This is a genomic window from Phreatobacter sp., assembly GCF_030691135.1.
Lineage (GTDB): Bacteria > Pseudomonadota > Alphaproteobacteria > Rhizobiales > Phreatobacteraceae > Phreatobacter.
In genome coordinates, this window is the sequence record NZ_JAUYFA010000011.1 from 123,250 (window position 1) to 148,455 (window position 25,206).

The 25,206-nt window shown below is 67.8% G+C and carries 25 protein-coding genes; 12 read left to right on the forward strand and 13 right to left on the reverse strand.

The window, feature by feature from the left end; genetic code table 11:
- Window positions 1–164 precede the first annotated feature (164 nt).
- A complete protein-coding gene (locus Q8O26_RS01910; RefSeq protein ID WP_305572918.1) occupies window positions 165–2,030 on the forward strand; it encodes an ABC-F family ATP-binding cassette domain-containing protein in 1,866 nt (621 codons plus the stop codon).
- Between the two features lie 20 nt (window positions 2,031–2,050).
- Here Q8O26_RS01910 and Q8O26_RS01915 read toward each other — a convergent pair whose 3' ends face one another.
- The 4 genes from Q8O26_RS01915 to Q8O26_RS01930 form a co-directional block, all read right to left on the reverse strand.
- Window positions 2,051–2,734, reverse strand: coding sequence for a YafY family protein (locus Q8O26_RS01915; protein WP_305572920.1), 684 nt, complete (start codon window positions 2,732–2,734; stop codon window positions 2,051–2,053).
- A gap of 63 nt (window positions 2,735–2,797) precedes the next feature.
- Window positions 2,798–3,976 (reverse strand): MFS transporter, encoded by a 1,179-nt coding sequence (locus tag Q8O26_RS01920; protein WP_305572922.1) that lies wholly within the window; start codon window positions 3,974–3,976, stop codon window positions 2,798–2,800.
- Window positions 3,973–4,425 (reverse strand): DNA polymerase III subunit chi, encoded by a 453-nt coding sequence (locus tag Q8O26_RS01925; protein WP_305572924.1) that lies wholly within the window; start codon window positions 4,423–4,425, stop codon window positions 3,973–3,975. The genes Q8O26_RS01920 and Q8O26_RS01925 overlap by 4 nt, the downstream gene beginning before the upstream one ends.
- Window positions 4,426–4,457: 32 nt before the next feature.
- On the reverse strand, window positions 4,458–5,954 hold the full coding sequence (locus Q8O26_RS01930) for a leucyl aminopeptidase (RefSeq protein WP_305572926.1): 1,497 nt from the start codon (window positions 5,952–5,954) through the stop codon (window positions 4,458–4,460).
- A gap of 199 nt (window positions 5,955–6,153) precedes the next feature.
- On the opposite strand from Q8O26_RS01930, the gene lptF reads away from it, so the two are divergent.
- The 6 genes from lptF (at window position 6,154) to rsmA (ending at window position 13,973) form a co-directional block, all read left to right on the forward strand.
- On the forward strand, window positions 6,154–7,332 hold the full coding sequence (gene lptF, locus Q8O26_RS01935; RefSeq protein ID WP_305572928.1) for an LPS export ABC transporter permease LptF: 1,179 nt from the start codon (window positions 6,154–6,156) through the stop codon (window positions 7,330–7,332).
- Window positions 7,332–8,414 (forward strand): LPS export ABC transporter permease LptG, encoded by a 1,083-nt coding sequence (lptG, locus tag Q8O26_RS01940; RefSeq protein WP_305572930.1) that lies wholly within the window; start codon window positions 7,332–7,334, stop codon window positions 8,412–8,414. Before lptF ends, lptG begins: the two co-directional genes overlap by 1 nt.
- Complete coding sequence (locus Q8O26_RS01945; protein WP_305572932.1) at window positions 8,414–11,086, forward strand: LPS-assembly protein LptD; 2,673 nt, start codon at window positions 8,414–8,416, stop codon at window positions 11,084–11,086. Before lptG ends, Q8O26_RS01945 begins: the two co-directional genes overlap by 1 nt.
- A gap of 79 nt (window positions 11,087–11,165) precedes the next feature.
- On the forward strand, window positions 11,166–12,116 hold the full coding sequence (locus Q8O26_RS01950; protein WP_305572934.1) for a SurA N-terminal domain-containing protein: 951 nt from the start codon (window positions 11,166–11,168) through the stop codon (window positions 12,114–12,116).
- Between the two features lie 10 nt (window positions 12,117–12,126).
- Window positions 12,127–13,137 carry a 4-hydroxythreonine-4-phosphate dehydrogenase PdxA gene (gene pdxA, locus Q8O26_RS01955; protein WP_305572936.1) on the forward strand — a complete coding sequence of 337 codons (1,011 nt, stop codon included), beginning with the start codon at window positions 12,127–12,129 and terminating at the stop codon, window positions 13,135–13,137.
- Window positions 13,134–13,973 carry a 16S rRNA (adenine(1518)-N(6)/adenine(1519)-N(6))-dimethyltransferase RsmA gene (gene rsmA / locus Q8O26_RS01960; protein ID WP_305572938.1) on the forward strand — a complete coding sequence of 280 codons (840 nt, stop codon included), beginning with the start codon at window positions 13,134–13,136 and terminating at the stop codon, window positions 13,971–13,973. The genes pdxA and rsmA overlap by 4 nt, the downstream gene beginning before the upstream one ends.
- On the opposite strand, the gene gmk is transcribed toward rsmA, so the two are convergent.
- The 7 genes from gmk to fabD all read right to left on the reverse strand — a co-directional run bounded on the left by gmk (window position 13,974) and on the right by fabD (window position 20,396).
- Complete coding sequence (gene gmk / locus Q8O26_RS01965; protein ID WP_305572940.1) at window positions 13,974–14,645, reverse strand: guanylate kinase; 672 nt, start codon at window positions 14,643–14,645, stop codon at window positions 13,974–13,976.
- 3 nt (window positions 14,646–14,648) lie between these two features.
- Window positions 14,649–15,536: a YicC/YloC family endoribonuclease gene (locus Q8O26_RS01970; protein ID WP_305572941.1), complete on the reverse strand. Its 888-nt coding sequence runs from the start codon at window positions 15,534–15,536 to the stop codon at window positions 14,649–14,651.
- A gap of 80 nt (window positions 15,537–15,616) precedes the next feature.
- The gene (gene mltG / locus Q8O26_RS01975) at window positions 15,617–16,819 is read right to left on the reverse strand and encodes an endolytic transglycosylase MltG (RefSeq protein WP_305572943.1); all 1,203 of its coding nucleotides are present in this window, start codon (window positions 16,817–16,819) and stop codon (window positions 15,617–15,619) included.
- 77 nt (window positions 16,820–16,896) lie between these two features.
- On the reverse strand, window positions 16,897–18,153 hold the full coding sequence (fabF, locus tag Q8O26_RS01980; protein WP_305572945.1) for a beta-ketoacyl-ACP synthase II: 1,257 nt from the start codon (window positions 18,151–18,153) through the stop codon (window positions 16,897–16,899).
- 99 nt (window positions 18,154–18,252) lie between these two features.
- Window positions 18,253–18,492 (reverse strand): acyl carrier protein, encoded by a 240-nt coding sequence (locus Q8O26_RS01985; protein WP_305572947.1) that lies wholly within the window; start codon window positions 18,490–18,492, stop codon window positions 18,253–18,255.
- Between the two features lie 198 nt (window positions 18,493–18,690).
- On the reverse strand, window positions 18,691–19,428 hold the full coding sequence (fabG, locus tag Q8O26_RS01990; RefSeq protein WP_305572949.1) for a 3-oxoacyl-[acyl-carrier-protein] reductase: 738 nt from the start codon (window positions 19,426–19,428) through the stop codon (window positions 18,691–18,693).
- Between the two features lie 23 nt (window positions 19,429–19,451).
- Complete coding sequence (fabD, locus tag Q8O26_RS01995; RefSeq protein ID WP_305572950.1) at window positions 19,452–20,396, reverse strand: ACP S-malonyltransferase; 945 nt, start codon at window positions 20,394–20,396, stop codon at window positions 19,452–19,454.
- 164 nt (window positions 20,397–20,560) lie between these two features.
- Here fabD and zigA point away from each other — a divergent pair, with 164 nt between their 5' ends.
- Window positions 20,561–21,784, forward strand: a complete 1,224-nt coding sequence (zigA, locus tag Q8O26_RS02000; RefSeq protein ID WP_305572952.1) for a zinc metallochaperone GTPase ZigA — start codon at window positions 20,561–20,563, stop codon at window positions 21,782–21,784.
- 14 nt (window positions 21,785–21,798) lie between these two features.
- Here zigA and Q8O26_RS02005 read toward each other — a convergent pair whose 3' ends face one another.
- Together Q8O26_RS02005 and Q8O26_RS02010 are read right to left on the reverse strand one after the other, a co-directional pair.
- Window positions 21,799–22,077: a hypothetical protein gene (locus Q8O26_RS02005; protein WP_305572954.1), complete on the reverse strand. Its 279-nt coding sequence runs from the start codon at window positions 22,075–22,077 to the stop codon at window positions 21,799–21,801.
- 75 nt (window positions 22,078–22,152) lie between these two features.
- Window positions 22,153–22,368 carry a hypothetical protein gene (locus Q8O26_RS02010; protein WP_305572956.1) on the reverse strand — a complete coding sequence of 72 codons (216 nt, stop codon included), beginning with the start codon at window positions 22,366–22,368 and terminating at the stop codon, window positions 22,153–22,155.
- 305 nt (window positions 22,369–22,673) lie between these two features.
- Between Q8O26_RS02010 and rpsF the strand changes: the two genes are divergently transcribed.
- The 4 genes from rpsF (at window position 22,674) to rplI (ending at window position 25,119) form a co-directional block, all read left to right on the forward strand.
- Entirely contained in the window at window positions 22,674–23,192 is a 519-nt protein-coding gene (gene rpsF / locus Q8O26_RS02015) for a 30S ribosomal protein S6 (RefSeq protein WP_305572958.1), read from the forward strand.
- Between the two features lie 2 nt (window positions 23,193–23,194).
- The gene (gene rpsR / locus Q8O26_RS02020; RefSeq protein ID WP_305572960.1) at window positions 23,195–23,440 is read left to right on the forward strand and encodes a 30S ribosomal protein S18; all 246 of its coding nucleotides are present in this window, start codon (window positions 23,195–23,197) and stop codon (window positions 23,438–23,440) included.
- Window positions 23,441–23,595: 155 nt separating this feature from the next.
- Window positions 23,596–24,540 (forward strand): DUF2232 domain-containing protein, encoded by a 945-nt coding sequence (locus tag Q8O26_RS02025; RefSeq protein ID WP_305572962.1) that lies wholly within the window; start codon window positions 23,596–23,598, stop codon window positions 24,538–24,540.
- A 30-nt stretch (window positions 24,541–24,570) separates the two neighbouring features.
- A complete protein-coding gene (gene rplI / locus Q8O26_RS02030) occupies window positions 24,571–25,119 on the forward strand; it encodes a 50S ribosomal protein L9 (RefSeq protein WP_305572964.1) in 549 nt (182 codons plus the stop codon).
- The last annotated feature ends 87 nt before the right edge of the window (window positions 25,120–25,206 follow it).

Here is a 25,206-nt window from a genome sequence, read left to right on the forward strand (position 1 = left end):
CCTCCTCTTCAATGCCCCCGGTTGTATGCCACGACCGGAGCTCGCGTCACCATAGCACCAGTGACGGTGGCGGCACGGGGTTTCGCCCGCTTTTGCGGCGACCGGCGCCACGGCTTCCGGCGGCCGGCTTGCATTGACCGGCCACCTCCTTCAAAAGCCGGCCTATGCTGCAGATCAACGACCTGACCGTACGGGTGGCCGGCCGCGTGCTCATCGAGAATGCGTCGGTGACGCTGCCTCCGAATGCGCGCGTGGGCTTCCTCGGCCGCAACGGCACCGGCAAATCGACCCTGTTCAAGGTCATCCAGGGCGAGATGGCCTCGGACGGCGGGTCGTTCAAGCTGCCGGCGCGGGCGCGCCTCGGCGGCGTGGCGCAGGAAGCGCCCGGTGGGCCGCAATCGCTCCTCGCCTTCGTGCTCGAGGCCGACAAGGAGCGGGCGCGCCTCCTCGCCGAGGCGGAGACCGCCAGCGACCCGCACCGGATCGCCGAGATCCAGACGCGGCTCGTCGATATCGACGCCCATTCAGCCCCGGCGCGGGCGGCGGCGATCCTCGCCGGCCTCGGCTTTGATACGGCGGCACAGGCGCGTCCGTGTTCTGACTTTTCCGGCGGCTGGCGCATGCGCGTGGCTCTCGCCGCGGTGCTGTTCACGGCCCCCGATCTCCTGCTGCTCGACGAGCCGACAAACTATCTGGATCTCGAAGGCACGCTCTGGCTGCAGGACTATCTCGCCGGCTATCCGCACAGCGTGCTGCTGATCAGCCACGACCGCGACCTTCTCGACGCCTCGGTCGAACACATCCTGCATCTCGACCAGGCCAAGCTGACGCTGTGGAAGGGCTCCTACACGACCTTCGCGAAGTCGCGGGCCATCGAGATGGCGGTGCGCGAGAAGGCGGCGAAGAAGCAGGAGGACAAGCGGGCCCATCTGCAGAGCTTCGTCGACCGCTTCCGCGCCAAGGCGACCAAGGCGCGGCAGGCACAGTCGCGGCTGAAGATGCTGGAGAAGATGGAGGCGGTGTCGACCATCGTCGACAGCGACGTGCCGCCCTTCGTCATTCCCGAGCCGGCGCGCAAGGCCTCACCGCCGATCATCACGATGGAAGGCGCCTCGGTCGGCTATACGGAGGGCCAGCCGATCCTCCGGCGGCTCGACCTGAGGATCGACGACGACGACCGCATCGGCCTGCTCGGTGCCAATGGCAACGGCAAATCGACCTTCCTGAAGCTGATCTCGGACCGGCTGAAGGCCATGAGCGGGCGGATGGTACGCGCCGACAAGCTGAAGATCGCCTATTTCGCCCAGCACCAGCTCGACGAACTGCGGCCGGCAGAGAGCGTCTATCTTCATTTCAGGCGGCTGATGCCCGACGATCCGGAGGCGAAGGTGCGCGGCGCCTGCGCCCGTGCCGGCTTTTCCGGCGAACGATCCGACACGAAGGTTTCCTCCCTGTCGGGCGGCGAGAAGGCGCGCCTGCTCTTCGCCATCGCGGTCTTCGAGGGGCCGCACCTGCTGATCCTCGACGAACCGACCAACCATCTCGACATCGACAGCCGCGCCGCCCTGGTGGAGGCGCTGAACGGCTATTCGGGGGCCGTGCTGATCGTCTCGCATGACCGCCACCTCCTGGAATCGACGGTGGACCGGCTCTGGCTGGTGCGCGACGGCACGGTGAAGCCCTTCGACGGCGATCTGACCGACTACCGCAAGATCGTGCTGTCGGGCGCGGCGCCGGCCCCCGACAAGGTCGACAGGCCGGACAAGGCGAGCGAACCGAGGCCGGCCGCCCCGGCGCGCGGCGAGACCAAGGCGCTGGCGAAGCGGGTCGCCGAGATCGAGGCGACGATGGAGAAATTGCGGGCGGATATCGACAAGATCGACCGGATCCTTGCCCAGCCCGGCTATTTCGAGGCCCATCCCGACAGCGCGGCCCAGGCGGCCAAGACCAGGGGCCTGCGCGAAAAGCAGCTCGCCGAGGCGGAAGAAGCCTGGCTCGAAGCGAGCGGGGAGCTGGAGGCGGCGGGCTGAGGCGGGACTGTTCCGCCGGCCTAATTCTCCTTGATCGTCTTGCGCCACCTCGCCCGCAGCACGCTCGGACGCTCGGGGTAGCGCTCGTCGAGGAATTCGGCGGAGGCGATGCGGTCGGTGCGGAAGGAGCGGAAGTCGCGGCGCAGTTCGCACCAGGCGATGAGGTGGCGCACGCTGTCGAAATAGCCGACCGCCACCGGCCAGAGGATGCGCTGGGTCGCCCTGCCCTGCTCGTCGCTGTAGCCCAGCGCGATCTTCTTGCCCTCGTGGATCCAGCCGCGGACGCGGGCGAGGTCGATGCGGTCCTCGGTCGGCTCCCAGGCAGGCCCCGTGCGGGAGACCGGATCGAGGGCAACGTCGCGCAGGCGCTCCGGCACGATGGCGGCGAGCTTGGCGATGAGGTCGGCGGCGGCGCGCGCCAGGGCGGGATCGCCGCGCGATTGCACCCAGCGGGCGCCGAGGGCGGCGGCCTCGATCTCGTCGGAGGTTAGCATCAGTGGCGGCAGGTCGAAGCCGCCCTCCAGCACATAGCCGAGGCCGGCCTCGCCGCGGATCGGCACGCGCTGGCCGATCAGGGTGGAGATGTCGCGGTAGATCGTGCGCTTGGACGTCTCGAGCTCGGAGGCGATGGCCTCGGCCGTCAGGGGCCGGCGCGAGCGGCGCAGGATCTGGATGATCTGGAAGAGTCGGTCGGAAGGTCTCATGGCGACATCCTGCCGCAGTCCTGCTGCCATCGTTATGACAGCAGTCTGGCAACAGAGCCATCGCTATCGCCGAAATCGACGCGACCAGGCGTAGACGAGGACGAGGGCGAGGCCGAGGCTCGACGCCGACAGGGCGAGCATGACGGGCACATAGCCGAAGGCGCCGATCGCCAGGCTCGCCGGCAGGGCGATGAGGGTCATGGCGGCGAAGAACACGGCGTTGAACACTGCCATGGGCGTCGCCCTCTGCTCGGGCGGCGTACCGTCGCAGATCCAGGCGGAGAGCACCGGGAAGCCGAGGGAATGGCCGAGCCCGAAGACGAAGCCGGCGACGACGACGCCGGTGATGGTCTGGGCCATGGCGACCAGAACCAGTCCAGCCGCCAGCAGGACGGCGCCGCCGGCGACGACGGCGCGGCGGTCGATGTTCTCGATCAGCCCCAGACCGCCGAATCTTACCGCGAAGATCGAGATGGTGAAGGCGGTGAAGAAGGCGCCGACGATGACGCCGCGTTCCACCAGGAAGGGCGCGGCATAGGCGCCGATGAAGCCGAACATGTAGCCGTAGACGATGGCGGCCGACAGCGGCAGCCAGATGCGCGGGCTCGCCAGCAGGCCGAGAATGCCGCCGACCGGGCCCTCGGTCCTGTCGACCGGGCGGATCGTCCACAAGAGCGGCAGGCCCAGCACGGCCGGCACCGCGCCGGCGATGAAGTACCCGCGCGCGCCGAAGCCGTGATAGAGGAATTCCGCGACGATGGGGCCGAAGGCATAGGGCAAGGGCGCCATGGCCGAGAGCAGGCCGAACAGCCGGACGAAGCGTGCGCGGGTCAGGCGCGTCGAGCCATAGGTCATGACCGGCGCGTGAAACAGCGCGAAGCCGGTGCCCTGGATGAGGCGCGAGGCGAGCGAGCCGAGGAAGGTCTCGTGGGTGAAGTAGAGGCTGATGAAGCCGAGCCCCGTCAGGATCGCGCCGATCCGCACCGTCTGGAGGATGCCGATCCGGTTGGCGATGGGCCCGGAGAACAGGCTCATCAGCACCAGGGGAATGCCGTAGACGGCGATCAGCAGGCCGATGTCGCGGTGCGAGAAGCCGACATCCTCCCAGACCACGGCGAGCAGCACGGACTGCTGGTTCGTCATGGCCGTGAGGAAGATGATCACGGCCAGGCGCCAGAACTCGGACCGGGCCGCGAGATCGATGAAACCTGGGGCAGGATCCGCTGACGGCAGGGCGTTCACGCCCGCTTCCCCCAGCGGCCGTTCTCGTCCTGCTGCCAGTAGGTGCAGGCATGGCCCGCCGCCCTGGCCGCCTTCCAGCTGGCGCGGGCCTGGTCGAGGGCGTCGGTGTCGTTGCCGTCGAACATCAGGACGATGCGCTCATAGGCCGCGATGTCGTCGGGAAGGGCCGCACCGTCGACGAGGAAGCGGACGGTGGCGCCGTTGGCGCGGTCAGGGCCCGCCGTCAGGAGCACGGGCTGCAGCGCCGCATCGGCCTCGCGATCCGTGCCGTGCGGCAGGAAACTCTCGTCGGAATAGGTCCAGAGCAAGGCATCGAGTGCCTCGACCCTCTCGGGAGATGCGGCCTCGACGGCGACCTTCCAGCCGCGTTCCACCGATTTTTCGAGCAGCACCGGCAAGACCCTTTCGAGCGGCTGGTTCTGCAAATGGTAGAACAGGATGTCGGTCACGAGTTCCGTCGTTTTTGCATGGCTCCGGACGATCAGCGCTCGTAGCCGTCGGCGACGAACCTGTCGAGCAGCCTGACGCCCCAGCCGGCGCCCCAGCTGCGATTGAGATCGCCCTTGTTGGAATTCATCGCCGTGCCGGCGACGTCGAGATGGGCCCAGGGCGTGTCGCCGACGAAGCGCTTGAGGAACTGGGCCGCCGTGATGGCACCGCCATAACGGCCGCCAGTGTTCTTCATGTCGGCGAACTGGCTGTCCATCAGCTTGTCGTACTCGGTCGAGAGCGGCATGCGCCAGACCTTCTCGCCGGTGACGAGCCCGGCATCGGTCAGCCCCTTCGCCACCGCGTCGTCGTTGGAGAAGAGCCCGGCATTCTCCTGTCCGAGCGCCACCATGATGGCACCGGTGAGGGTCGCGAGATTGACCATCACCTTCGGCTTGAAGCGGTCCTTGGCGTACCAGAGCACGTCAGCGAGGACGAGACGGCCCTCGGCGTCGGTGTTGATCATCTCGATGGTCTGGCCGGACATCGAGGTGAGGATGTCGCCGGGACGATAGGCGTTGCCGTCGGGCATGTTCTCGACGAGGCCGATGAGGCCGACGACGTTGACCCGCGCCTTGCGGGCGGCGAGCGCATGCATGGCGCCGACGACGGCGGCGGCACCGCCCATGTCGCCCTTCATATCCTGCATGCCCTCGCCCGGCTTCAGCGAGATGCCGCCGGAATCGAAGCAGACGCCCTTGCCGACGAGGCAGACCGGCGCTTCGCCGTCCTTGCCGCCGTCCCAGCGCATGACGACGACGTGGCTGTCGCGGACCGAGCCCTGTCCGACCGCCAGCAGCGCGCCCATGCCGAGCTTCTTCATGTCCTTTTCGTTCAGCACCTCGATATCGACGCCGAGACGCGACAGATCACCGGCGCGCTTGGCGAATTCGGTCGGGTAGAGGACGTTCGGCGGCTCGTTGACGAGATCGCGGGCGAGATCGACGCCGTCGGCGATGGCCTCGCGCGCCTTGTAGGCCTTGCGCGCGGCCTTCTCGTCGGCGACGAGCAGGGTGATGACGCGCTTCTTGGCACCGGCCTCGCCGTCCTTCTTCTTAGTCTTGTAGCGGTCGAAGCTGTAGAAGCGCAGCCGCAGGCCGAGGGCGAGATCGGCCGCCTGGCCGGCGTCGAGCGGGCCGGCAGCCGTGGCGAGGATCACCGTCGCCTCGGTCGAAGCCTCAGGCAGACGGGCGCAGATCGCACCGCCCAGCTTGATGACGTCGAGTTCCTTCCAGTCGGAGGGCTTGCCGATACCGGCGGCGATCAAGCGCGAGGCCGCGACCTTCTCCGGTGCGATGATGTCGAGAAAGGATCCGGACTTGCCTTTGAAGCCGTCCTCCGCGGCGGCGCGCTCGAACAGGTCCTTGGCCGGGGCCAAAAGCGCGGCGGTCTCGCTGGACAGGGCGACATCCTCGCCGACGAGGCAGACCACGAGGCCGGATGCGGTGGCGGAAAGCGGAGCGAAGCTGATCTTCAGAGTGTCGTGCATGGGGCCAACGTGCTGTGGATGAGAATCGGGCGCAATACCCTGATGCATCACACTAACGCGACGTTGTGGCCCGCGGGAGACGGCACCGCGGGAATCGGCAATGCGGATCGACGCCACCTTGCCGCCGCCATGATCCGCTTCTAACCCTGATGACGACATAAGCGCGGGTTGGCGGACCCTGCACCAGCATGAGCCGGGAATGGGATCCCTCGAACGCTATATATTCCGTCAGGCTGCCCTCACCTTTGTGGCCGGCCTGTTCATTCTGACATTGGTCGTCTGGATCACGCAGGTCCTGCGGCAGCTCGACCTCGTGACCAACAGCGGCCAGACCATCGCCCTGTTCTTCATGATGACGAGCCTGGGCATCCCTGTGCTGTTGGCCCTCATCGCGCCGATCGCTCTGTTCATCGCGGTCGTGCAGACGCTGAACAAGCTGAACGGCGATTCCGAGCTCATCGTGATGTCGGCCGCCGGCGTCTCGCCGGCACGCCTCGCCCGGCCGCTGTTCATCCTGACGGCGCTCGTCATGCTCTTCGTCGGCTCGCTGTCCCTGTGGCTGACGCCGACATCGATCCGGCATTTCCGCCTGCTGCTGACACAGGTCCAGGCGAACCTCCTCACCGCGATCGTGCGTCCCGGCCAGTTTACCCAGGCCGACCGCGGCCTCACATTCCACATCCGCGACCGCGCGCCCGGTGGCGTGCTGCTCGGCATCGTCGTCGCCGACACCCGCGACCCGCAGGTCCACATGATCTATGTGGCCGAGCGCGGGGTCATCACCGAACAGCCGCAGGGCACGTTCTTCGTGCTGGAGAACGGCAATCTGCAACGCCGCGAGCTCAAGGACGGCAACACGTCGATCGTCGTCTTCGACCGCTATGCCTTCGACCTGTCGCAGCTGACCCAGGCGGCCGAAACGATTTATAGACCATCGGAGCGCTATACGTTCGAGCTCATGAACCCCGACCCTGCCGATCCCATGCTGGAACGGTGGCGTGGGCGGTTCCGTCAGGAGCTGCACGACAGGTTTGCCGCGCCGCTCTACCCACTGGCCATGTTGTGTATTGCGTTTGCCATGCTGGGACAGGCCCGTACGACGCGGCAGAGCCGCGGAGCCGCGATCGCCGGTGCGATCATCCTGATGGCTGCCTTCCGCGGCAGCGGCTTCGCCGTGTCCGGCATCGTCGCGGCGCGCCCCGCGGCCGTGCCCCTCGTCTATCTCCTGCCGATCGCGAACATCGTCTTTTTCGGGGCCATGTCCCTCGGCTACGTCAAGGTCAGGCCGCCGGCGGTGCTGACGCGCATCTCCAACGACCTCTCCGACCGCATCTCCCGGATGATCGCGGCACGCATGGCGCAGAGGGGCAGCGCCTGATGGTTTCGACCTTCTCCCGCTACATGACGCGCAAGTTCCTCGCGGCGGTGGGAGGCACGTTCCTCGGTACTTTCGGCCTGGTTCTCATCGTCGACTTCGTCGAGCAATTGCGCCGTGTCGAGGATGCGACCCGGGCGCCGACCCACCTGGTGGCGCTGCTGACGGTCTACCGCGTCCCCGCCTTCATCGAGATCGTGCTGCCCTTCGCTGTTCTGGTCGGCGCCATGCTCTGCTTCCTCGGCCTCTCGCGGAAACTCGAGCTGGTGGTGGCGCGGGCCGCGGGATTGTCGGCCTGGCAGTTCCTGACACCGCCCGTCGTGCTGGCATTGCTGCTCGGCGTCTTCGCGGCAGCCATCTACAATCCGGTGGCGTCCGACTTCCGCGAGCGCAGCTTCAAACTGGAATCGGACCTGTTCGGCCGCGCCGTCTTTGTCGACCAACGCACCAATTTCTGGCTCCGGCAGGCGACGCCCGACGGCCAGGCTGTGATCAATGCCGCCTCCGCCACCGAGCGCGGCCAGCGGCTGACCGGTGTCAGCGCCCTCGTCTACGGCGCAGACGGGACCTTCAAGGAACGGATCGACGCCGAGGGCGCCGATCTCGGCGACGGTTTCTGGCTGCTCCGGAAGGCCGTCGTGACGCCGGTCGGAGCCGAACCGGTGAGGCACGAGACCTATCGTCTGGCGACGCGGCTGACCGCCGAGCAGGTCCGCCAGAGCTTCGTCATGCCCGAGCAGGTCTCGTTCTGGGAACTGCCGCAGTTCATCGAACTGGCCCGTCGCTCGGGCCTGCCGACGGCCCGTTTCGAGCTGCAATACCAGCTTCTTCTGGCCAGACCCCTGCTTCTCGTCGCCATGGTGCTGGTGGCGGCTGCGGCGAGTTTGCGCTTCGCCCGGCTCGGTGGACTGGGCAAGACGATTCTGGGTGGCGTGGTCGCCGGATTTTTGCTTTACGTGGGTTCCGAACTCGCCGGCAATCTGGGACGCTCGAATCTCGTGCCCCCGGTCCTTGCCGCTTGGTCGCCTGCATTTATCGGTGCGTTGATGGGTTTCATGGTTCTTCTGAAGCTGGAGGATGGCTGATGCTTCGCGCAGCACGCCGTCCGGCGGCTTCTACGGCCCGAATCGCCCGCTCTGCCCTGACCGTGACCGCCAGCCTTCTGGCTCTGGTCGTCGCGGCGGGCGGATTTGCGCCCCTGCGCGCCCAGACGGCCAGTGATCAGGCCGAGCCGCGGCCCTATATCCTCGATCCGACCCAGGTGCAGAACCAGCCCGTGCAGCGGTCGCCGGCGCGGCAGGCCGGCCCCCTGCCGACCGCCGGCCCGACCTTCACCTCGACCCCGCCCGGTACGCCGATGCAGGTCAATGCGGGGCAGCTGGTCTATGACGAGCGGACCAGCCGGGTGTCGGCGCGCGGCAGCGTGCAGATCTACTACGACGGCCGGACGATCGAGGCCGACGTCGTCACCTATGACCAGCGCTCCGGCCGCGTCCGCGCCACCGGCAATGTCCGCATCACCGAGCCGTCGGGCAACATCGCCCACGGGCAGGACATGGAGTTCGACCAGCAGTTCACCAATGGCTTCATCCAGTCGCTGAACATCGAGACGCCGGATCGCCGTTTCATCGGCGCCGCCCAGGTGACGCGGGAAGGCGGCGACGTCACCACCTTCGAGCGCGCCGCCTATACCGCCTGCGCCTCCTGCCGCGCCGACCTGTCGAAGCCGCCGACCTGGGTCATCAAGGCCAAGCGCATCATCCACCGCGAGTCCGAGCGCACCATCTATTTCGAGGATGCGCGCTTCGAGATGTTCGGGGTGCCGATCGCCTATATGCCGCGCTTCTGGGCACCCGATCCGACGGTCCGCAAGGCCTCCGGCATCCTCGTGCCCGGCATCGCCGGCTCCAACCGCACCGGCATGGGCGTCGAGATTCCGTATTTCTGGAACATCCAGCCGAACTACGACCTGCTGATCGCGCCGCGCTACTATTCCCGCCAGGGCTTCATGCCGCTGGTCGAATGGCGGCACGGGTTCGAGAGCGGCTACTATTCCATCCGGGCGGCCGGCATTCGGCAGAACGACCCGAGCGTCTTCACCTATTCAAGTGGGATCAACGAGGTTGGCAACCGCGAGTTCCGCGGCATCCTGCACACGACCGGCATGTTCCGCATCAACGAACGCTGGTCCGTCGGCTGGGATCTCAATCTCATGTCCGACACGGCCTTCCTCAGGGACTATTCCCTGTCGCTGCCGGGCCAGACGGAGGCCAATTCCCGTCTTTTCCTGCGGGGACAGGGACCTCGGAGCTGGTTCGACCTGTCGGCGACGCGCTATGTCGGCATCACCGCGACCGACGTCAACAACAAGGTTTTGCCGACCTCGCACCCGGTGCTCGACTATTTCCGCGTGCTCGACCAGTCGGTGGCCGGCGGCGAGTTCTCGTGGCGGACCAGCGTCGTCAGCCTGACGCGCGAACAGGCGGACGTCACCGCGCGAAACACCACCGCCACCGAACTGGTGAACGGCACCGCCCTGCCGCTGTTCTGCTACGCGACCCTGCCCCAGGGGCCGCAGCCGGTGCCTGCGCCGACTTATGTCAACCGCATCGACCCGCGGAACTGCCTGGTGAACGGCATCGACGGCCACTATTCGCGGGCCTCGGTCGAGGTCGCCTGGCGGCGGCGCGTCACCGACGCGATGGGTCAGGTCTGGGAGCCCTTCGTCTCGGTGCGCGGCGATGTGACCTACCACCTGCTCAAGGACAGCAACAGCAGCCCGTTGCTCGGATCGTTCTCGCGGCTCTCCCAAGACGACCGGATCTACACGCGCTTCATGCCGACCGTCGGCATCACCTACCGCTATCCCTGGATCGCGGCGACCGAATACGGGACGACGACGGTCGAGCCAATCGTGCAGTTGATCGCCCGGCCGAACGAGACGAGTATCGGCAACATCCCCAACGAGGATGCGCAGAGCCTCGTCTTCGACGACACCAACCTGTTCCAGGTGAACAAGTTCTCGGGCTGGGACCGGATCGAGGGCGGCGGTCGCATGAATTACGGCCTCAACGTCACCCACCGCTTCACCAACGGGACCTGGGTGAACGTCATGTTCGGCCAGTCTCTGCACCTGTTCGGCATCAACTCCTTCTCGGCCGGCGCGCTCTTCGACATGGCGTCGACCGGCGCCAATTCCGGCCTCAACAAACAGCGGTCGGACTATGTGGCGCGGTTCCAGTACCAGATGGACCGCAATTTCCGCGTGTCGGCCTTCGGGCGCTTCGACGAGCGAACCTTGGCCATCCAGCGTGGCTCCGTGGATGCGACGGGTCGCTTCGGCAATTTCGCCCTCACCGGCACCTATGGCTTTCTCGCGCCGCAACCCGAACTCGGCTACCAGGTCGCGCGCAGCGCCATCGGCGCCGCCGTGTCCTATACTGTGGCGACGAACTGGACGGTCTACGGCGCCGCCCGCTTCGCATTCCAGCGGCAGAACCTGGCGGCGACGGTCGTGGCGGATCTGACCGAGCGGAATAAGGTCGAAGGCCTTACGGTCGGCGTCAACTATCTCGACGATGCGATGCAGCTCGGTTTCTACTATTCCCGCGATTTCGCCGCCGATGTCGTGACGCTGAACAACGTCGCGACGACGCGTGACGTCCACCGCTTCATGTTCAGGTTCAACCTGCGCACGATCGGCGAACTGAGCCTGTCCCAGAACGTCTCGAACTGGTTCAATCCGCCCTCGCAATGAGCCCCCTGCCCTGATTGCGCCACCCTCTTGGGCGAGGGAGCAGGCTCGGCATTCATCCCATCCCCAAGGAGGCGCCACCATGGTCCCCGTGCGACCCTTGCTCGCCGCTGCTCTCGCCATCGCTGTTTCCGCGGTTGGCCTTACCGCCACGACCCCCGTTCAGGCGCAGGAAGGCCGCGTCATCGCCACGGTGGCCGGCGTCCCGATCACCAGCTTCGACATTCCCCAGCGCCAGCGGCTGCTGCAGATCCGCGAAGGACGGCCGCATTCGGCCGAACAGGCGCTGCAGGACCTGATCAACGACCGCATCAAGTTCGCCGAGGCACGGCGCTTCCGCGTCGAGGCCAACGAGCAGCAGGTGGAGGCCGCCTATGCGCAGGTCGCCCAGCGCTCCGGCATCGATCCGCGCGGATTCGACCAGGTGCTGCGTTCGCAGGGGATCGAGCCGCGGGTCTACAAGGGCAAGCTGCGCGCCGACCTGTCGTGGTCGAACCTGATCGGGGCGCGTTTCGGCCGCACGATCTTCATCACCGACACGCAGCTCGTCGACGCGCTGTCGCGCCGGCAGGGTGCGACCCGCCCGGTCAATTTCGTGCTGCGTCCGATCGTGCTGCTGGTGCCGGCGACGGCGCCTGCCGCCCAGGTGCAGCGGCGGATGGCCGAGGCCAATGCGCTGCGCGGCCGCTTCTCCAGCTGCGCTACCGATCTGGAACAGGTCGGCCGCATTCCCGACGCCGCCGTGCGCGAGCAGTTCCGCCGCCTCAACACCGATCTGAGCGCGGCTTTCCGCCAGGTGCTCGACCAGACGGCCGTCGGCAAGCTGACGCCGCCGAGCCGCACCCAGCAGGGTATCGAGATGATCGCCGTCTGTTCGAAGGAAGAGGCGAGCACCAGCGACACCGCCGCGCGCAACCAGGTGCGCGAGGAGATGACCACGGCGGAGATGAAGCGGATTTCGGACAGCTATCTCGCCCGGATCCGCCAGACCGCGGTGATCACCTATCGCGACGGCCGCGGCGAGCGGCGCTGAACGGCCGGCCATGATCCCGCCTCTCGCCATCTCCATGGGGGAACCGGCCGGCATCGGACCGGACATCGCCCTCATGGCCTGGCGAGACCGGGCGGAGCACCGCCTGCCGCCCTTCTACGTCATTGGCGACGCGGCGCTCATGGAAGCGCGGGCCTCCCGCCTCGGCATCGGCGTGCCGGTCGTTCCCTGCCTTCCGGAAGAAGCCGTAGAGACCTTCACCTTCGGCATGCCGGTGCTCGATATCGGAGCCGGGATCGCCGACAGGCCGGGCGAACCGACGGCGCAGACCGGCGCGGTCGTCATCGAGGCGATCCGGACCGGGGTCGACCATATCCGCGCCGGACGGGCCGGGGCCATCATCACCGCACCGATCTCCAAATCGGTGCTGGCCGAGGCCGGCTTCGCCCATCCGGGCCATACGGAATTTCTCGGCGAACTGGCCCGCGCCTTCCGCGTCGGCCCGGTGCGGCCGGTGATGATGATCTGGAGCGAGACGCTCGCCGTCGTCCCGGTCACCATCCATATCCCGCTCGCGGCCGTGCCGGGGCGCCTGACGACCAGCCTGATCGTCGAGACCGGCGCCATCGTCGCCCACGACCTCGCCAGCAAGTTCGGCATCGCCCGCCCGCGCCTCGCCGTCTGCGGCCTCAATCCCCATGCCGGCGAGGACGGCCTGATCGGCCGCGAGGACATCGAGATCGTGGCGCCGGCGGTGGCCGAGCTCAACCGCCTCGGCATCGCCGCCACCGGCCCGCATCCCGCCGATACGCTGTTCCACCCGCAGGCGCGCGCCACCTATGACGTGGTGCTCGGCATGTATCACGACCAGGTGCTGGCGCCGGTGAAGACCATCGCCTTCGACGAGGGCGTCAACGTCACGCTGGGCCTGCCCTTCATCCGCACCTCGCCCGATCACGGCACCGCCTATTCCCTCGCCGGAACCGGCAAGGCCCGCCCGGACAGCATGACCCAGGCCATCGCGCTGGCCGGCCGGCTCGCCCATAAAAAGCCCGCCGCTTGAGCGCCCTCGACCCCCTGCCGCCGCTGCGCGAGGTCATCGCCCGCCACGGGCTGATGGCGAAGAAGGCCCTCGGCCAGAATTTCCTGCTCGACCTCAACCTGACGAGCCGGATCGCCCGCGCCTCCGGGCCGCTGGAGGGCGCCACGGTCGTGGAGGTCGGTCCCGGGCCAGGCGGGTTGACGCGGGCGCTGCTGGCCGGCGGCGCGGGCCGCGTGATCGCCATCGAGCGCGACGCGCGCTGCCTGCCGGCGCTGGCCGAGATCGCCGCGGCCTATCCCGGCCGGCTCGAAGTGATCGAGGGCGACGCGCTGAAGGTCGACTTCGGGGAACTGACGGCCGGCGCGCCGGCCCGCATCGTCGCCAACCTGCCTTACAACATCGGCACGAACCTGCTCACCGGCTGGCTGACCTCGCAGGCCTGGCCGCCCTGGTACGAGTCGCTGACGCTGATGTTCCAGAAGGAGGTGGCGCAGCGCATCGTCGCCGCCCCGGGCTCGGACCCCTATGGCCGCCTCGGCGTGCTGGCGGGATGGCGCACGACGGCGCGGATCATGTTCGACGTGGCGCCGTCGGCCTTCGTGCCACCGCCGAAGATCACCTCCTCGGTCGTGCATCTGGTGCCGCGGGCGGAGCCCCTGCCCTGCGCGGTCAGGATGCTGGAGCGGGTCACCCTCGCCGCCTTCGGCCAGCGCCGCAAGATGATCCGCCAGAGCCTGAAGGGGCTCGGACGCGATCCCATGCCGCTGATCGAGGCGGCGGGGCTCGACCCGACCGAGCGGGCGGAGAACCTGACGATCGACGATTTCTGCCGGCTGGCGCGGCTGGCGGCGGGGTGATCAGGCCGGCAGAGCTCCACCGGACAGGATACCGTCGAGATCGCGGCCGAGCTCGGAGATCAGCGCCTCCAGCTTCGGGCGGCGGCGCTGCTTCAGCCGCTCGGCGTGGAGGATGGCGCGCAGTTCGGCGAAGGCGCGACCGAGATCATCATTGACGAGGATGTAGTCGAAATCCGCCCAGTGGCCGATCTCGTCGCGCGCCGTGCGTAGGCGCTTGAGGATGGCGGCCTCGTCGTCGCTCGCCCGCCGCTTCAGCCGGGCGACCTGCTCGGCGACCGAGGGCGGCAGCAGGAAGACGGTGGCCATGTCCTCGCGCACCATGGCGGCGAGTTGGCGGACGCCCGCGACGTCGATGTCGAAGAGCACGTCCTTGCCGGCGGAGAGCGCCTCCTCCACCGCCTTGCGCGGGGTGCCGTAGCAATTGCCGTGGACCTCGGCCCATTCGAGCAGGTCGTTCGCCTCGCGCAGGCGCTCGAAGGCGGGGCGGTCGATGAAGTGGTAGTGGACGCCGTCGATCTCGTCCTTGCGGCGCGCCCGGGTGGTCACCGATACGGACAGGGCGATGTCCGTCTCCTCGGCGAGGAGCTGGCGCGTCAGCGTCGACTTGCCCGCCCCCGATGGCGAGGTGAGGATCAGCATGAGGCCGCGGCGGGCCGTGACGGGATCGGCCATGCCCTACTCCAGATTCTGGACCTGTTCGCGGAACTGCTCGACCACCGCCTTGAGCGCGAGGCCGGTGGCGGTCAGCGTCACGTCGTTCGCCTTCGAACAGAGCGTGTTGGTCTCGCGGTTGAATTCCTGGGCGAGGAAGTCGAGCTTGCGGCCGACGGCGCCGCCCTCGGCGATGAGCTTACGGGCGGCGGCGACATGGGCGTCGAGACGATCGAGTTCCTCGCGGATATCGGCCTTGGTCGCGACCATCAGCGCCTCCTGGTGCAGGCGGTCGGGATCGAAGTTGCGGCCGGGCTCCAGAAGCGCGGCGAGCTGCTCGGCGATCTTCGCCCGGATCGCCTCGGGGCGCCGGCACGGATTGTCCTCGGCCTCGCGCTTGAGGGCGGCGATCTCGTCGAGACGGTCGGCAAGGACGGCGCCGAGGGCAGCGCCCTCGCTCCGGCGCATGTCGAGAAGGCGGGAGAGCGCGATGTCGAGCCCGGCGAGGACATCGGCGGCGAGGCGGGCCTTCTCCTCCTCGCTCTCCTCGGCCTCGACGACGTCGATGACGCCCCTGATGGCGAGGAGACCGTCGATGGCAGGGACGCGGGCGTCGATGCGCTCGGCGATGAGGCGGGCGGCCTCGGCCACCTGCGCCAGGACGGCCTCGTTGATGCGCACCTCGGTGGTCGAGGTTTCGCGCTTGACCGCGAGGGACGCGAAAATGGAACCGCGCACGACGGCGGCGGAGACCTTCTGGCGGATGGCGGGCTCAGCCGCATCGAGGCTTGGCGGCAGGCGCAGCTTGACGTCGAGGCCCTTGGAGTTGACCGACTTGATTTCCCAAGCCCAGAGGGCAGTGCCCGCCACGCCTTCGGCACGGGAAAATCCCGTCATGCTGGACAGGGCCATGGCTTCCTCTGCGGCGGACTGACCTGCAGGGCGTTAAGTCGGAGCCACGGCAAGGTCAAGCGCCATGGTCGCGGGCGGGATCAGCGGGTGGCGCGGGCAGGCGTGCCGGCGGGGGCAGGCGTGCCGGCGGGGGCTGCCGGCGTGTCCGCCGTGGCGGCAGGTGTGCCCGAGGCTTCGCCGCGTTCCCGCTCGATCCGCCGCCAGTTGGCGACGTTGCGGTTGTGCTGTTCCAGCGTCTCGGCGAAGGCGTGGCCGCCGGTGCCGTCGGCGACAAAGAAGATGTCGCGGTGTCGCTGGGGATTGGCCACCGCCTCCATGGCGGCGCGGCCGGGATTGGCGATGGGCGTCGGCGGCAGCCCATCGATCTGGTAGGTGTTGTAGGGCGTCAGGCGCTGGATCTCCGACAGCAGGATCGGCCGGCCGAGCGCGCCGCGACCACCGACGATGCCGTAGATGATGGTCGGATCGGACTGGAGGCGCATGCGGCGGTTGAGGCGGTTGACGAAGACGCCGGCGACGCGCGGACGCTCATCCGCCTTGGCCGTCTCCTTCTCGACGATGGAGGCGAGGATGACGAGTTCCTCCGGCGTGCGCAGCGGCAGGTCCGGGCTGCGGCGCGCCCAGATCTGCGGCAGCAGCCGCGCCTGGAACTGCGTCATCTGGTCGACCATCTGCTGACGGGTCGTGCCGCGGGTGAACCGGTAGGTGTCGGGCAGGAGCGAGCCCTCGCGCGGGATACGCGCCACTTCGCCGGTGAGGACGTCGTTGTCGCGCAGGCGGCCGACGATCTGCTCCGAGGTCAGGCCCTCGGGGATCGTGACACGGTATTCGATGGGCTTGCCGTCGAGGACGATGGCCAGGGCCTCGGCGGTGGAAGCGGCGCGGGGGAACATGTACTCGCCCCATTTCAGGTCGCCGCGGACGCCGTAGAGCTGAACGGCGGCCGAGAAGAGCAGCGCGCTGTTGATGACGCCGTTGCGCTCCAGCGTCTGGGCGATCGCTTCCGCCGTCGAGCCGCGCTCGATGAAGACGGCACGGTCCTGCGGCAGCGGGCCGGCGGCGACGAAGGCCTGGCGCGCATAGAGGAAGGCGGCCATGCCGCCGACCAGGCCGACCAGCAGGATGGTGATGATCAGGTTGCCGATGACGACCCACTGGTTCCGCGCATGGCGCGAGGCCGGCGGCGGCGGCGGGGCCGATTCGGGTTCGAGGGCCGCCCGGGGCGACTTGATGGCCGGGCGGGACCCGTTCTGATGAGGGTTGGGTCCGGAATGATCGCTCATGGGGCCGCGCTCTGATCAGGTGCTCGCATTACCGGGGGAGTGATGCGCAGGGAATGTGGCGAAAGGCGGGTGCCGCCTCAGGCCGCGGCCCGGAAGATGACCGAGGCGTTGGTCCCGCCGAACCCGAACGAGTTGGACAGGACCGTCTCGATCGAGCGCTGGCGCGCCACGTGCGGCACGAGATCGATGGCCGTCTCGACGGAGGGATTGTCGAGATTGAGGGTCGGCGGCGCGATCTGGTCGCGGATCGCCAGGATCGAGAAGATCGCCTCCACGGCCCCGGCGGCGCCGAGGAGATGGCCGATCGACGATTTGGTCGACGACATCGAGATCTTCGAAGCGGCATTGCCGACCAGGCGCTCGACAGCGCCGAGTTCGATGCCGTCGGCCATGGTCGAGGTGCCGTGGGCGTTGATGTAGTCGATGTCGGAGGCGCTGATGCCGGCACGCTTGAGGGCGGCCTGCATGCAGCGGAAGGCGCCGTCGCCGTCCTCGGCCGGGGCGGTGATGTGGTGGGCATCGCCCGACAGGCCGTAGCCGATGACCTCGGCATAGATCTTCGCGCCGCGCGCCTTGGCGTGCTCGTATTCCTCGAGCACGACCATGCCGGCGCCCTCGCCCATGACGAAGCCGTCGCGGTCGCGGTCATAGGGGCGGGAGGCGCGGGTCGGCTCGTCGTTAAAGGTGGTGCAGAGCGCCCGGCAGGCGGCGAAGCCGGCGAGCGACAGGCGGCTGATCGGTGATTCGGTGCCGCCGGCGACCATCACGTCGGCATCGCCGAAGGCGACGAGGCGGGCGGCGTCGCCGATCGCATGGGCGCCGGTCGAACAGGCGGTGACCACCGCGTGGTTCGGCCCCTTGAGACCGTGGGCGATGGAGACATAGCCGGAGGCGAGATTGATGAGGCGGCCGGGAATGAAGAAGGGCGAGATGCGGCGCGGGCCCTTTTCGCGAAGGATGAGGGCGGCCTCGGCGATGCCATCGATGCCACCGATGCCGGAGCCGATGAGGACGCCGGACGCGTTCTGTTCGTCGGGCGTCCTGGGATGCCAGCCGGCATCGTCGAGCGCCTGCTTGGCCGCGCACATGGCGAAGATGATGAACTCGTCGACCTTGCGCTGTTCCTTCGGCTCCATCCAGTCGTCGGGATGGAAGGCGGCTGGCGCATCGCCGCGCGGGACCTGGCAGGCGATCTTGGCGGCGATGTCGGAGACGTCGAAATGCTCGACCTTGGAGGCTCCGCTCTCGCCCTTGATGAGCCGAGACCAGGTTTCCTCGAGGCCGCAGCCGAGCGGCGTCAGGAGGCCCATTCCGGTCACAACAACGCGACGCATCATCGTCTCACCCATTCCCCGCCCGGTGAACGAAAAGCCGGAGACGCTGCGCGCTCCCCGGCTCTTCGGACGTCAAAGTCGAATTTGACGGTGCTGAAATCAGGCGCTGGCGGCCTTGTCGAGGAACTTCACGGCGTCGCCGACCGTCAGGATCGTCTCGGCCGCGTCATCCGGAATTTCCACGCCGAACTCTTCTTCGAACGCCATGACGAGCTCGACGGTGTCGAGGCTGTCGGCCCCGAGGTCGTCGATGAAGCTCGCGGCCGGAACGACCTTCTCGGCATCGACGCCGAGCTGTTCCACGACGATCTTCTTCACGCGTTCAGCGGTATCGCTCATTAGATTATCCTCGTTCCATCCGACGATGAGGCACCGCTCTCGAACGGATGCGGTGTGCGGCTTTCAAGTGTTGCAGGCGGCGCGCCGCGTCGCCATGAATTCCGGATCGATTGGGAAGCCCCCTGCCCGAACCTCAAGGCTCTCTATCACAGGCCTTCCGGTTTTGCCAGCATGCGTCCCGATCACCAAAATCCCCAATTAGATCATGGCCATACCGCCATTCACGTGCAGTGTCTGCCCGGTGACGTAGGCGGCTTCCTCCGACGCAAGGTAGACCGCGGCGGCGGCGATTTCCTTCGCCTGGCCGAGACGACCGGCCGGAACCCGCGTCAGGATCGTCTCCTTCTGCTTGTCGTTCAGCACGTCGGTCATGGCGGTTTCGATGAAGCCCGGGGCGAGGCAGTTGACCGTGACGTTGCGGCTGGCGATCTCGGCGGCGAGCGATTTCGACATGCCGATGAGGCCGGCCTTGGCCGCCGCGTAATTGCCCTGGCCGGGATTGCCGGTGACGCCGACCACGGACGTGATCTGGACGATGCGGCCCCAGCGCTTGCGCATCATCAGCTTGGCGGCGGCGCGGCTGAGGCGGAAATTGGCGGTGAGATTGACCGCGAGAACCTGATCCCACTCGTCGTCCTTCATCCGGATGAAGAGGTTGTCGCGGGTGATGCCGGCATTGTTGACCAGGATGTCGAGGCCGCCCATCGCCGCTTCGGCCGCAGGGACCAGCGCGTCGACCTCGTCCAGCGCCGAGAGATTGGTCGGGATGACATGCGCGCGGCTGCCGAGGCCGGCGGCCAGCTCCTCCAGTTTCTCCCGCCGCGTGCCGGAGAGCGCGACGGTCGCGCCCTGGCCGTGCAGGGCGCGCGCGATGGCGCCGCCGATGCCGCCCGTCGCCCCGGTGACGAGGGCGGTCTTGCCGGTCAAGTCGAACATGGTCTCGGGCTCCCTGTTGCCGTTCAGCCGCGCGCGGCCTTGAAGGCCGCGACGTCGTCCGGCGTTCCTATGGCGGTGCCGACGGCACCATCGGCGATGCGCTTGACGAGGCCGGTCAGCACCTTGCCGGTGCCGATCTCGTAGAAGGTGGTGACGCCCGCCCCCGCCATGACGGTCACGCATTCACGCCAGCGCACCGTACCGGTGACCTGTTCGACAAGGCGGCGGACGATGTCGGCGGGGTCGCTGATCGGGGCGGCGAGGACATTGGCGACGACCGGGACCACCGGCGCCTTGACCGCGACCGTCGCCAGGGCCTCCGCCATGGCGTCGGCGGCGGGCTGCATCAGTGCGCAATGGAACGGCGCAGAGACGGGCAGCGGGATGGCGCGCTTGGCGCCGCGCGCCTTGGCGAGTTCGCAGGCCCGGTCGACGGCGCTCTTGTGGCCGGAAATCACCACCTGGCCGCCGCCATTGTCGTTGGCGGCCTGGCAGACCTCGCCTTCGGCGGCCTCGGCGGCGACGGCGACGACGGCTTCGAAGTCGAGGCCGAGAATCGCTGCCATGGCGCCGGTCCCGACCGGCGTCGCCGCCTGCATGGCATTGCCGCGGATGCGCAGCAGACGCGCGGCATCGGTGATGGAGAAGGTGCCGGCGGCGGCCAGTGCCGAATATTCGCCGAGGGAATGGCCGGCGACGAAGGCGGCATCGCGGGCGAGATCGAGGCCGGCTTCCGCCTCGAGCACGCGGATGGTCGCCAGCGAGACCGCCATCAGCGCCGGCTGGGCGTTCTCGGTCAGGGTGAGCGTCTCGATCGGGCCGTCCCACATGATGGCAGAAAGCTTCTGGCCGAGTGCCGCGTCGACCTCGTCGAAGACCGCACGGGCGACCGGAAAGGCATCGGCGAGGGCCTTGCCCATGCCAACGCTCTGGCTGCCCTGACCGGGAAAGGTGAATGCGGCTGTCATGGACCGGACCTCGCGACGCCCCTGAAGAAGGTGCGCGGGACTGGCATCGGGCCGGCGCGGTGTCAAGCGAAAGGCCTCGTGATTTCACGCTGCACGGGTTTCACACACCCCTTGCGAGGTGACCGGCAAGCCAGATATGTAATATTATAACTTATGAGGTTCCCATGACCACCGATGCCCGCCTGCCCGTCACTGTCCTCTCCGGCTTTCTCGGAGCGGGCAAGACGACCCTGCTCAATCATATCCTCAACAACCGCGAAGGGCGGCGCGTCGCGGTCATCGTCAACGACATGTCGGAGGTGAACATCGACGCCGATCTCGTGCGCGACGGCGGGGCCAACCTGTCGCGGACCGACGAGAAGCTCGTCGAGATGACCAACGGCTGCATCTGCTGCACCCTGCGCGACGACCTGCTGACCGAGGTGCGGCGCCTCGCCGAGAGCGGCCGCTACGACTACCTGCTCATCGAGGGCACCGGGATCGCCGAGCCGCTGCCGATCGCGGCGACCTTCTCGTTCCGCAACGAGGACGACCAGGCGCTGGAGGATGTCGCCCGGCTCGACACGATGGTCACGGTGGTCGACGCCATCAACCTTCTGAAGGATTTCGGCAGCCGAGACTTTCTCAGGGATCGCGGCGAGACTGCCGGGACGGAGGACGAGCGCACCCTCGCCGACCTGCTCACCGACCAGATCGAATTCGCCGACGTGGTCATCGTCAACAAGATGTCGGACGTCACGGCCGACCAGGGCGACCTCGTGCTGAAGGTGGTGCGCGGGCTCAACCCGGACGCCCGGGTCGTCACCACCGATTTCGCCCAGGTCTCGCTGGACGAGGTGCTGGCGACGGGACGCTTCGATGCCGAGAAGGCGGAAATGCATCCGCTCTGGGCCAAGGAGCTCTTCGGCTTCAAGGATCACGTGCCGGAGACGGAGGAATACGGCATCTCCTCCTTTGTCTATCGCGCCGCCCGGCCCTTCGACCCCACCGCCTTCGACGCCTTTCTGAAAGCCACCTGGCCGGGGCTCATCCGCGCCAAGGGCCATTTCTGGCTGGCGACGCGCCCGAACTGGTGCGGTGAGTTGTCGATCGCCGGTGCGGTCTGCCGCACCTCGGCCATGGGCTTCTGGTGGACCGCCGTGCCGAAGGCGCGTTGGCCGCAGTCGGAGGAGTGGCGGGACATGCTGAAGCGGCACTGGCACCCGGTCTTCGGCGACCGGCGGCAGGAACTCGTCTTCATCGGCTCGGGCATGGACGAGGCGGCCATGCGCGCCGCGCTGGACGGCTGCCTTCTGGGTCGCGCCTCGGCGACGCGCTTCAATCCCGAGGAATACGCCGCGCTCGCCGACCCCTTCCCCGTCTGGCGACGGGAGGAGGATGCGGCGTGAATTCGGCGGGTCGGCTAGTGGTCGGCGCGCTCAGTGAGGACGACGACGAGTTCCTCACCCTCGAAGAACAATGTCTCGGTTCCGGCCGGATCCGGCGCCTTGGCGGCCAGCAGTTCGACGTCGCCGCGGGCGACGGCTGCCACGAGGGCACGCCCGAGGGAGTGCCGCGCCTGCTCGTCTTCGGCGAAAACGCCGAGTTCCTCGCAGGTACGGTCGAATTTGCGCTTGATCAGGGTCAGGTCACGCGCGGTCAAGACGCAGCCGCGACGGGTGGTGTGATGGACATCGGCCATGGATTCGCTCCCGGAAGGGTCCGCCTCGCGAACTGTTTCATTTTCTTTCATCATATCACGGCGAGATCATGGCGGTCAGTCGGCGAGGCTGTAGCGCTTCTTCGGCTTCGGCGGCGCGCCGCGCGTCAGTTCGTCGGGCTTTCCCGGCTTATCGACGAAAGTACCGGCCCCGATCTCGTCGCCTCCGGCCTTGTCGTCGCCGCGGTTGCCGGATCCCCCTCCGGGTGCGGGGCCGGTCGCGTCGCGGGTGATCGCGGTACGCTCGGCTAGCGACCTGGGCTTGGCTATCATGGCCGTCTCCTTGTGGTATCTGATCCCAGAACCCGCATCCGGCGGATCGGGTTCCATCGCTCTTGCGGCCGAGGTCCGGGCGACGCGCGGCGCCGTCTGCAGGAACAGCCTTGAATCCGCGCGCCGTTCGCGTATAAGGCCGCCTTCGCTTCCTTCGGTCGGTGGCTGAACGGACGGCAGGCTTGCCTGCAGGATGGGTTCATCCGTCGTCCGGTGTCTCCGCCTTCGAGAAAACTGTCGGGCCTGTCCAGGGCTCGGGGGGCTTCGCGCCGGAAGAAGCGTCACTCGAACCGGAGACAGGCCGAATGCCTCTCTATGAACATGTGTTCCTGGCTCGCCAGGACGTGACCTCTCAGCAGGCCGAAGCGCTTGCCGAGCAGTACAAGGGCGTCATCGAAGCCAATGGCGGCGCGGTGCCCAAGGTCGAGCCCTGGGGCCTCAAGTCGATCGCCTTCCGCGTTCGCAAGAACCGCAAGGCCCACTACACGCTGATGAACATCGATGCTCCCCCGGCGGCGATCGCCGAGATGGAGCGCCAGATGGCGATCAACGAGGACATCCTCCGCTTCATGACCGTCAGGGTCGAGGAGCTCGAGGAGGTTCCGTCCGCCATGCTGCAGAAGCGCGACCGTGACGATCGCGGCGAGCGCGGCTTCGGCGGCGACCGTGGCTTCGGCGGTGGCGGCGGTCGTGACCGCGGCTTCGGCGGCGGCGGCGGCTTCGGTGGTGGTGGTGGTGGCGGTGGCGGCGGTGCACGCCGGTTCCGCGATCGTGATGGCGGGGATGTCGAAGTGCCCGCCGAAGTCGAACAGACGGAGGAGTGACCATGTCTGCCGCAGCCGGTGGCGCCCGTCGCCCCTTCTTCCGTCGTCGCAAGTCCTGCCCCTTCTCCGGCCCGAGCGCGCCGAAGATCGACTACAAGGACGTCCGTCTCCTGCAGCGCTACATTTCCGAGCGCGGCAAGATCGTTCCGTCCCGCATCACGGCGGTTTCCGCCAAGAAGCAGCGCGAGCTCGCCCAGGCGATCAAGCGTGCCCGCTTCCTCGGCCTCCTGCCCTACGTGATCAAATAAGTTCGCCATGCGTGGCGGGACGCCCTGCGCCCCGCCGCCGGCGCCTCGAGATGTGCCTTCTCGATACGTGAATCGTCGGCCGTGGCGGTCAAGACCGCCGCGGCTGAAGCTGGGGATCCTCCCCTAACCCTCTGAAACGAGCGGGACAGCTGACGATGGGACCGACCCTCGCCATCGCCTTCGGGGCAGGACTTGCCTCTGCACTCCTCTTCGCGACGCTCGCGTCGGGGAGCCCGATGGCGCTCATCCTGTTCTATTTTGCCGCGCTGCCCGTGCTCATCGCCGGGCTCGGCTGGGGCCATTATGCCGGCGCCTTTGCGGCGACGATCGGCGCGCTCGCGCTGTCGCTCGCGCTGCGCTCGCAATTCGGCCTGTTCTTCTTCTTCTCCGTCGGTCTGCCGGCCTGGTTCCTGACCTATGCCGCCCTGTCGCTGCGCCCGGCGCCAACGGAGGACGATCCGCAGGCCTTCGAATGGATGCCGGCGGGCATGATCCTGACGATGATCGGTGTCGGGGCAGTGTCCCTGACCCTGTTCGCCATCGTCGCCCTCTACGGCCTCGACTACGTCGCCTTCCAGTCCTCGATCCGGCAGGCTGTCAGCCGGACGCTGGAACAGGTGAACGTCGGCAGCACGGACCGCGAGGCGCTGGTGGCCCTGATGTCGGCGGCGGTGCCGGTCGCCGGAGCGGTGGTCTGGACCTTCGTCACCACCATCAACCTCTATTTCGCCGGCCGTATCGTGCGTGCCTCAGGCCGCCTCATCCGCCCCTGGCCCGATCTCGCCGCTCTCAAGCTGCCGAAATGGACGGCGCTGGCCCTGCTGGCCGGCTCCATCGGCTCCTTCGCGCCCGGCTTCCCCGGCCAGCTCGCCGCCATCATCCTCGCGGTGGGCCTTGCCATCTACGCCCTCCAGGGCTTCGCGCTGGCCCACGACATCACACGCGGCTGGGGCATGCGCGGCTTCGCGCTCGGGCTTCTCTATGCGCTCACCCTGGTGATCGGCTGGCCCATGATCTTCGTCGCGCTCGCCGGACTGGCCGACGTGCTCTTCGACATCCGGGCGCGGCGCAAGCCGCCCGCGCCTCCCTTCAACACATGACATTCAACTGACCGAACAAGGAGTATCATCATGCAGGTCATTCTTCTCGAGCGCGTCGCCAAGCTCGGCTACATGGGCGAGGTCGTGGACGTGAAGCCGGGCTATGCCCGCAACTTCCTGCTGACCACCGGCAAGGCGCTGCGCGCCACCGAAGCCAACCGCAAGAAGTTCGAGACGATGAAGGCCCAGCTCGAGGCCCGCAATCTCGAACTGAAGAAGGATGCCGAGGCCGTCGCGGCCGAACTGCATGGCACCTCCTATGTGCTGATCCGCCAGGCCGGCGAAACCGGCCAGCTTTACGGTTCGGTTTCGGCCCGCGATCTGTCCGACGCCATCACGGCGGCCGGCATCACCGTTTCGCGCGCCATGATCCAGCTCGACACGCCGATCAAGGCGATCGGCCTGCACAAGGTCACCGTCTCGCTGCACCCGGAAGTCGACGCGACCGTCACGGTCAACGTCGCCCGCTCGGCAGGCGAGGCGAACCGCCAGGTCGAGGGTGAGGATCTCACCCAGCGCGCCGACGAACCGACCTTCGAGACCTTCAACCCGGAAGAGTTCGGCGATTCCGAGGGCTGATCTCCAGTCCGGCCGGCTTCGCCCGGCGGGACTCCACAAACGCAAAACGCCCGGTCGCGAGACCGGGCGTTCTGCGTTTCGGAGGTG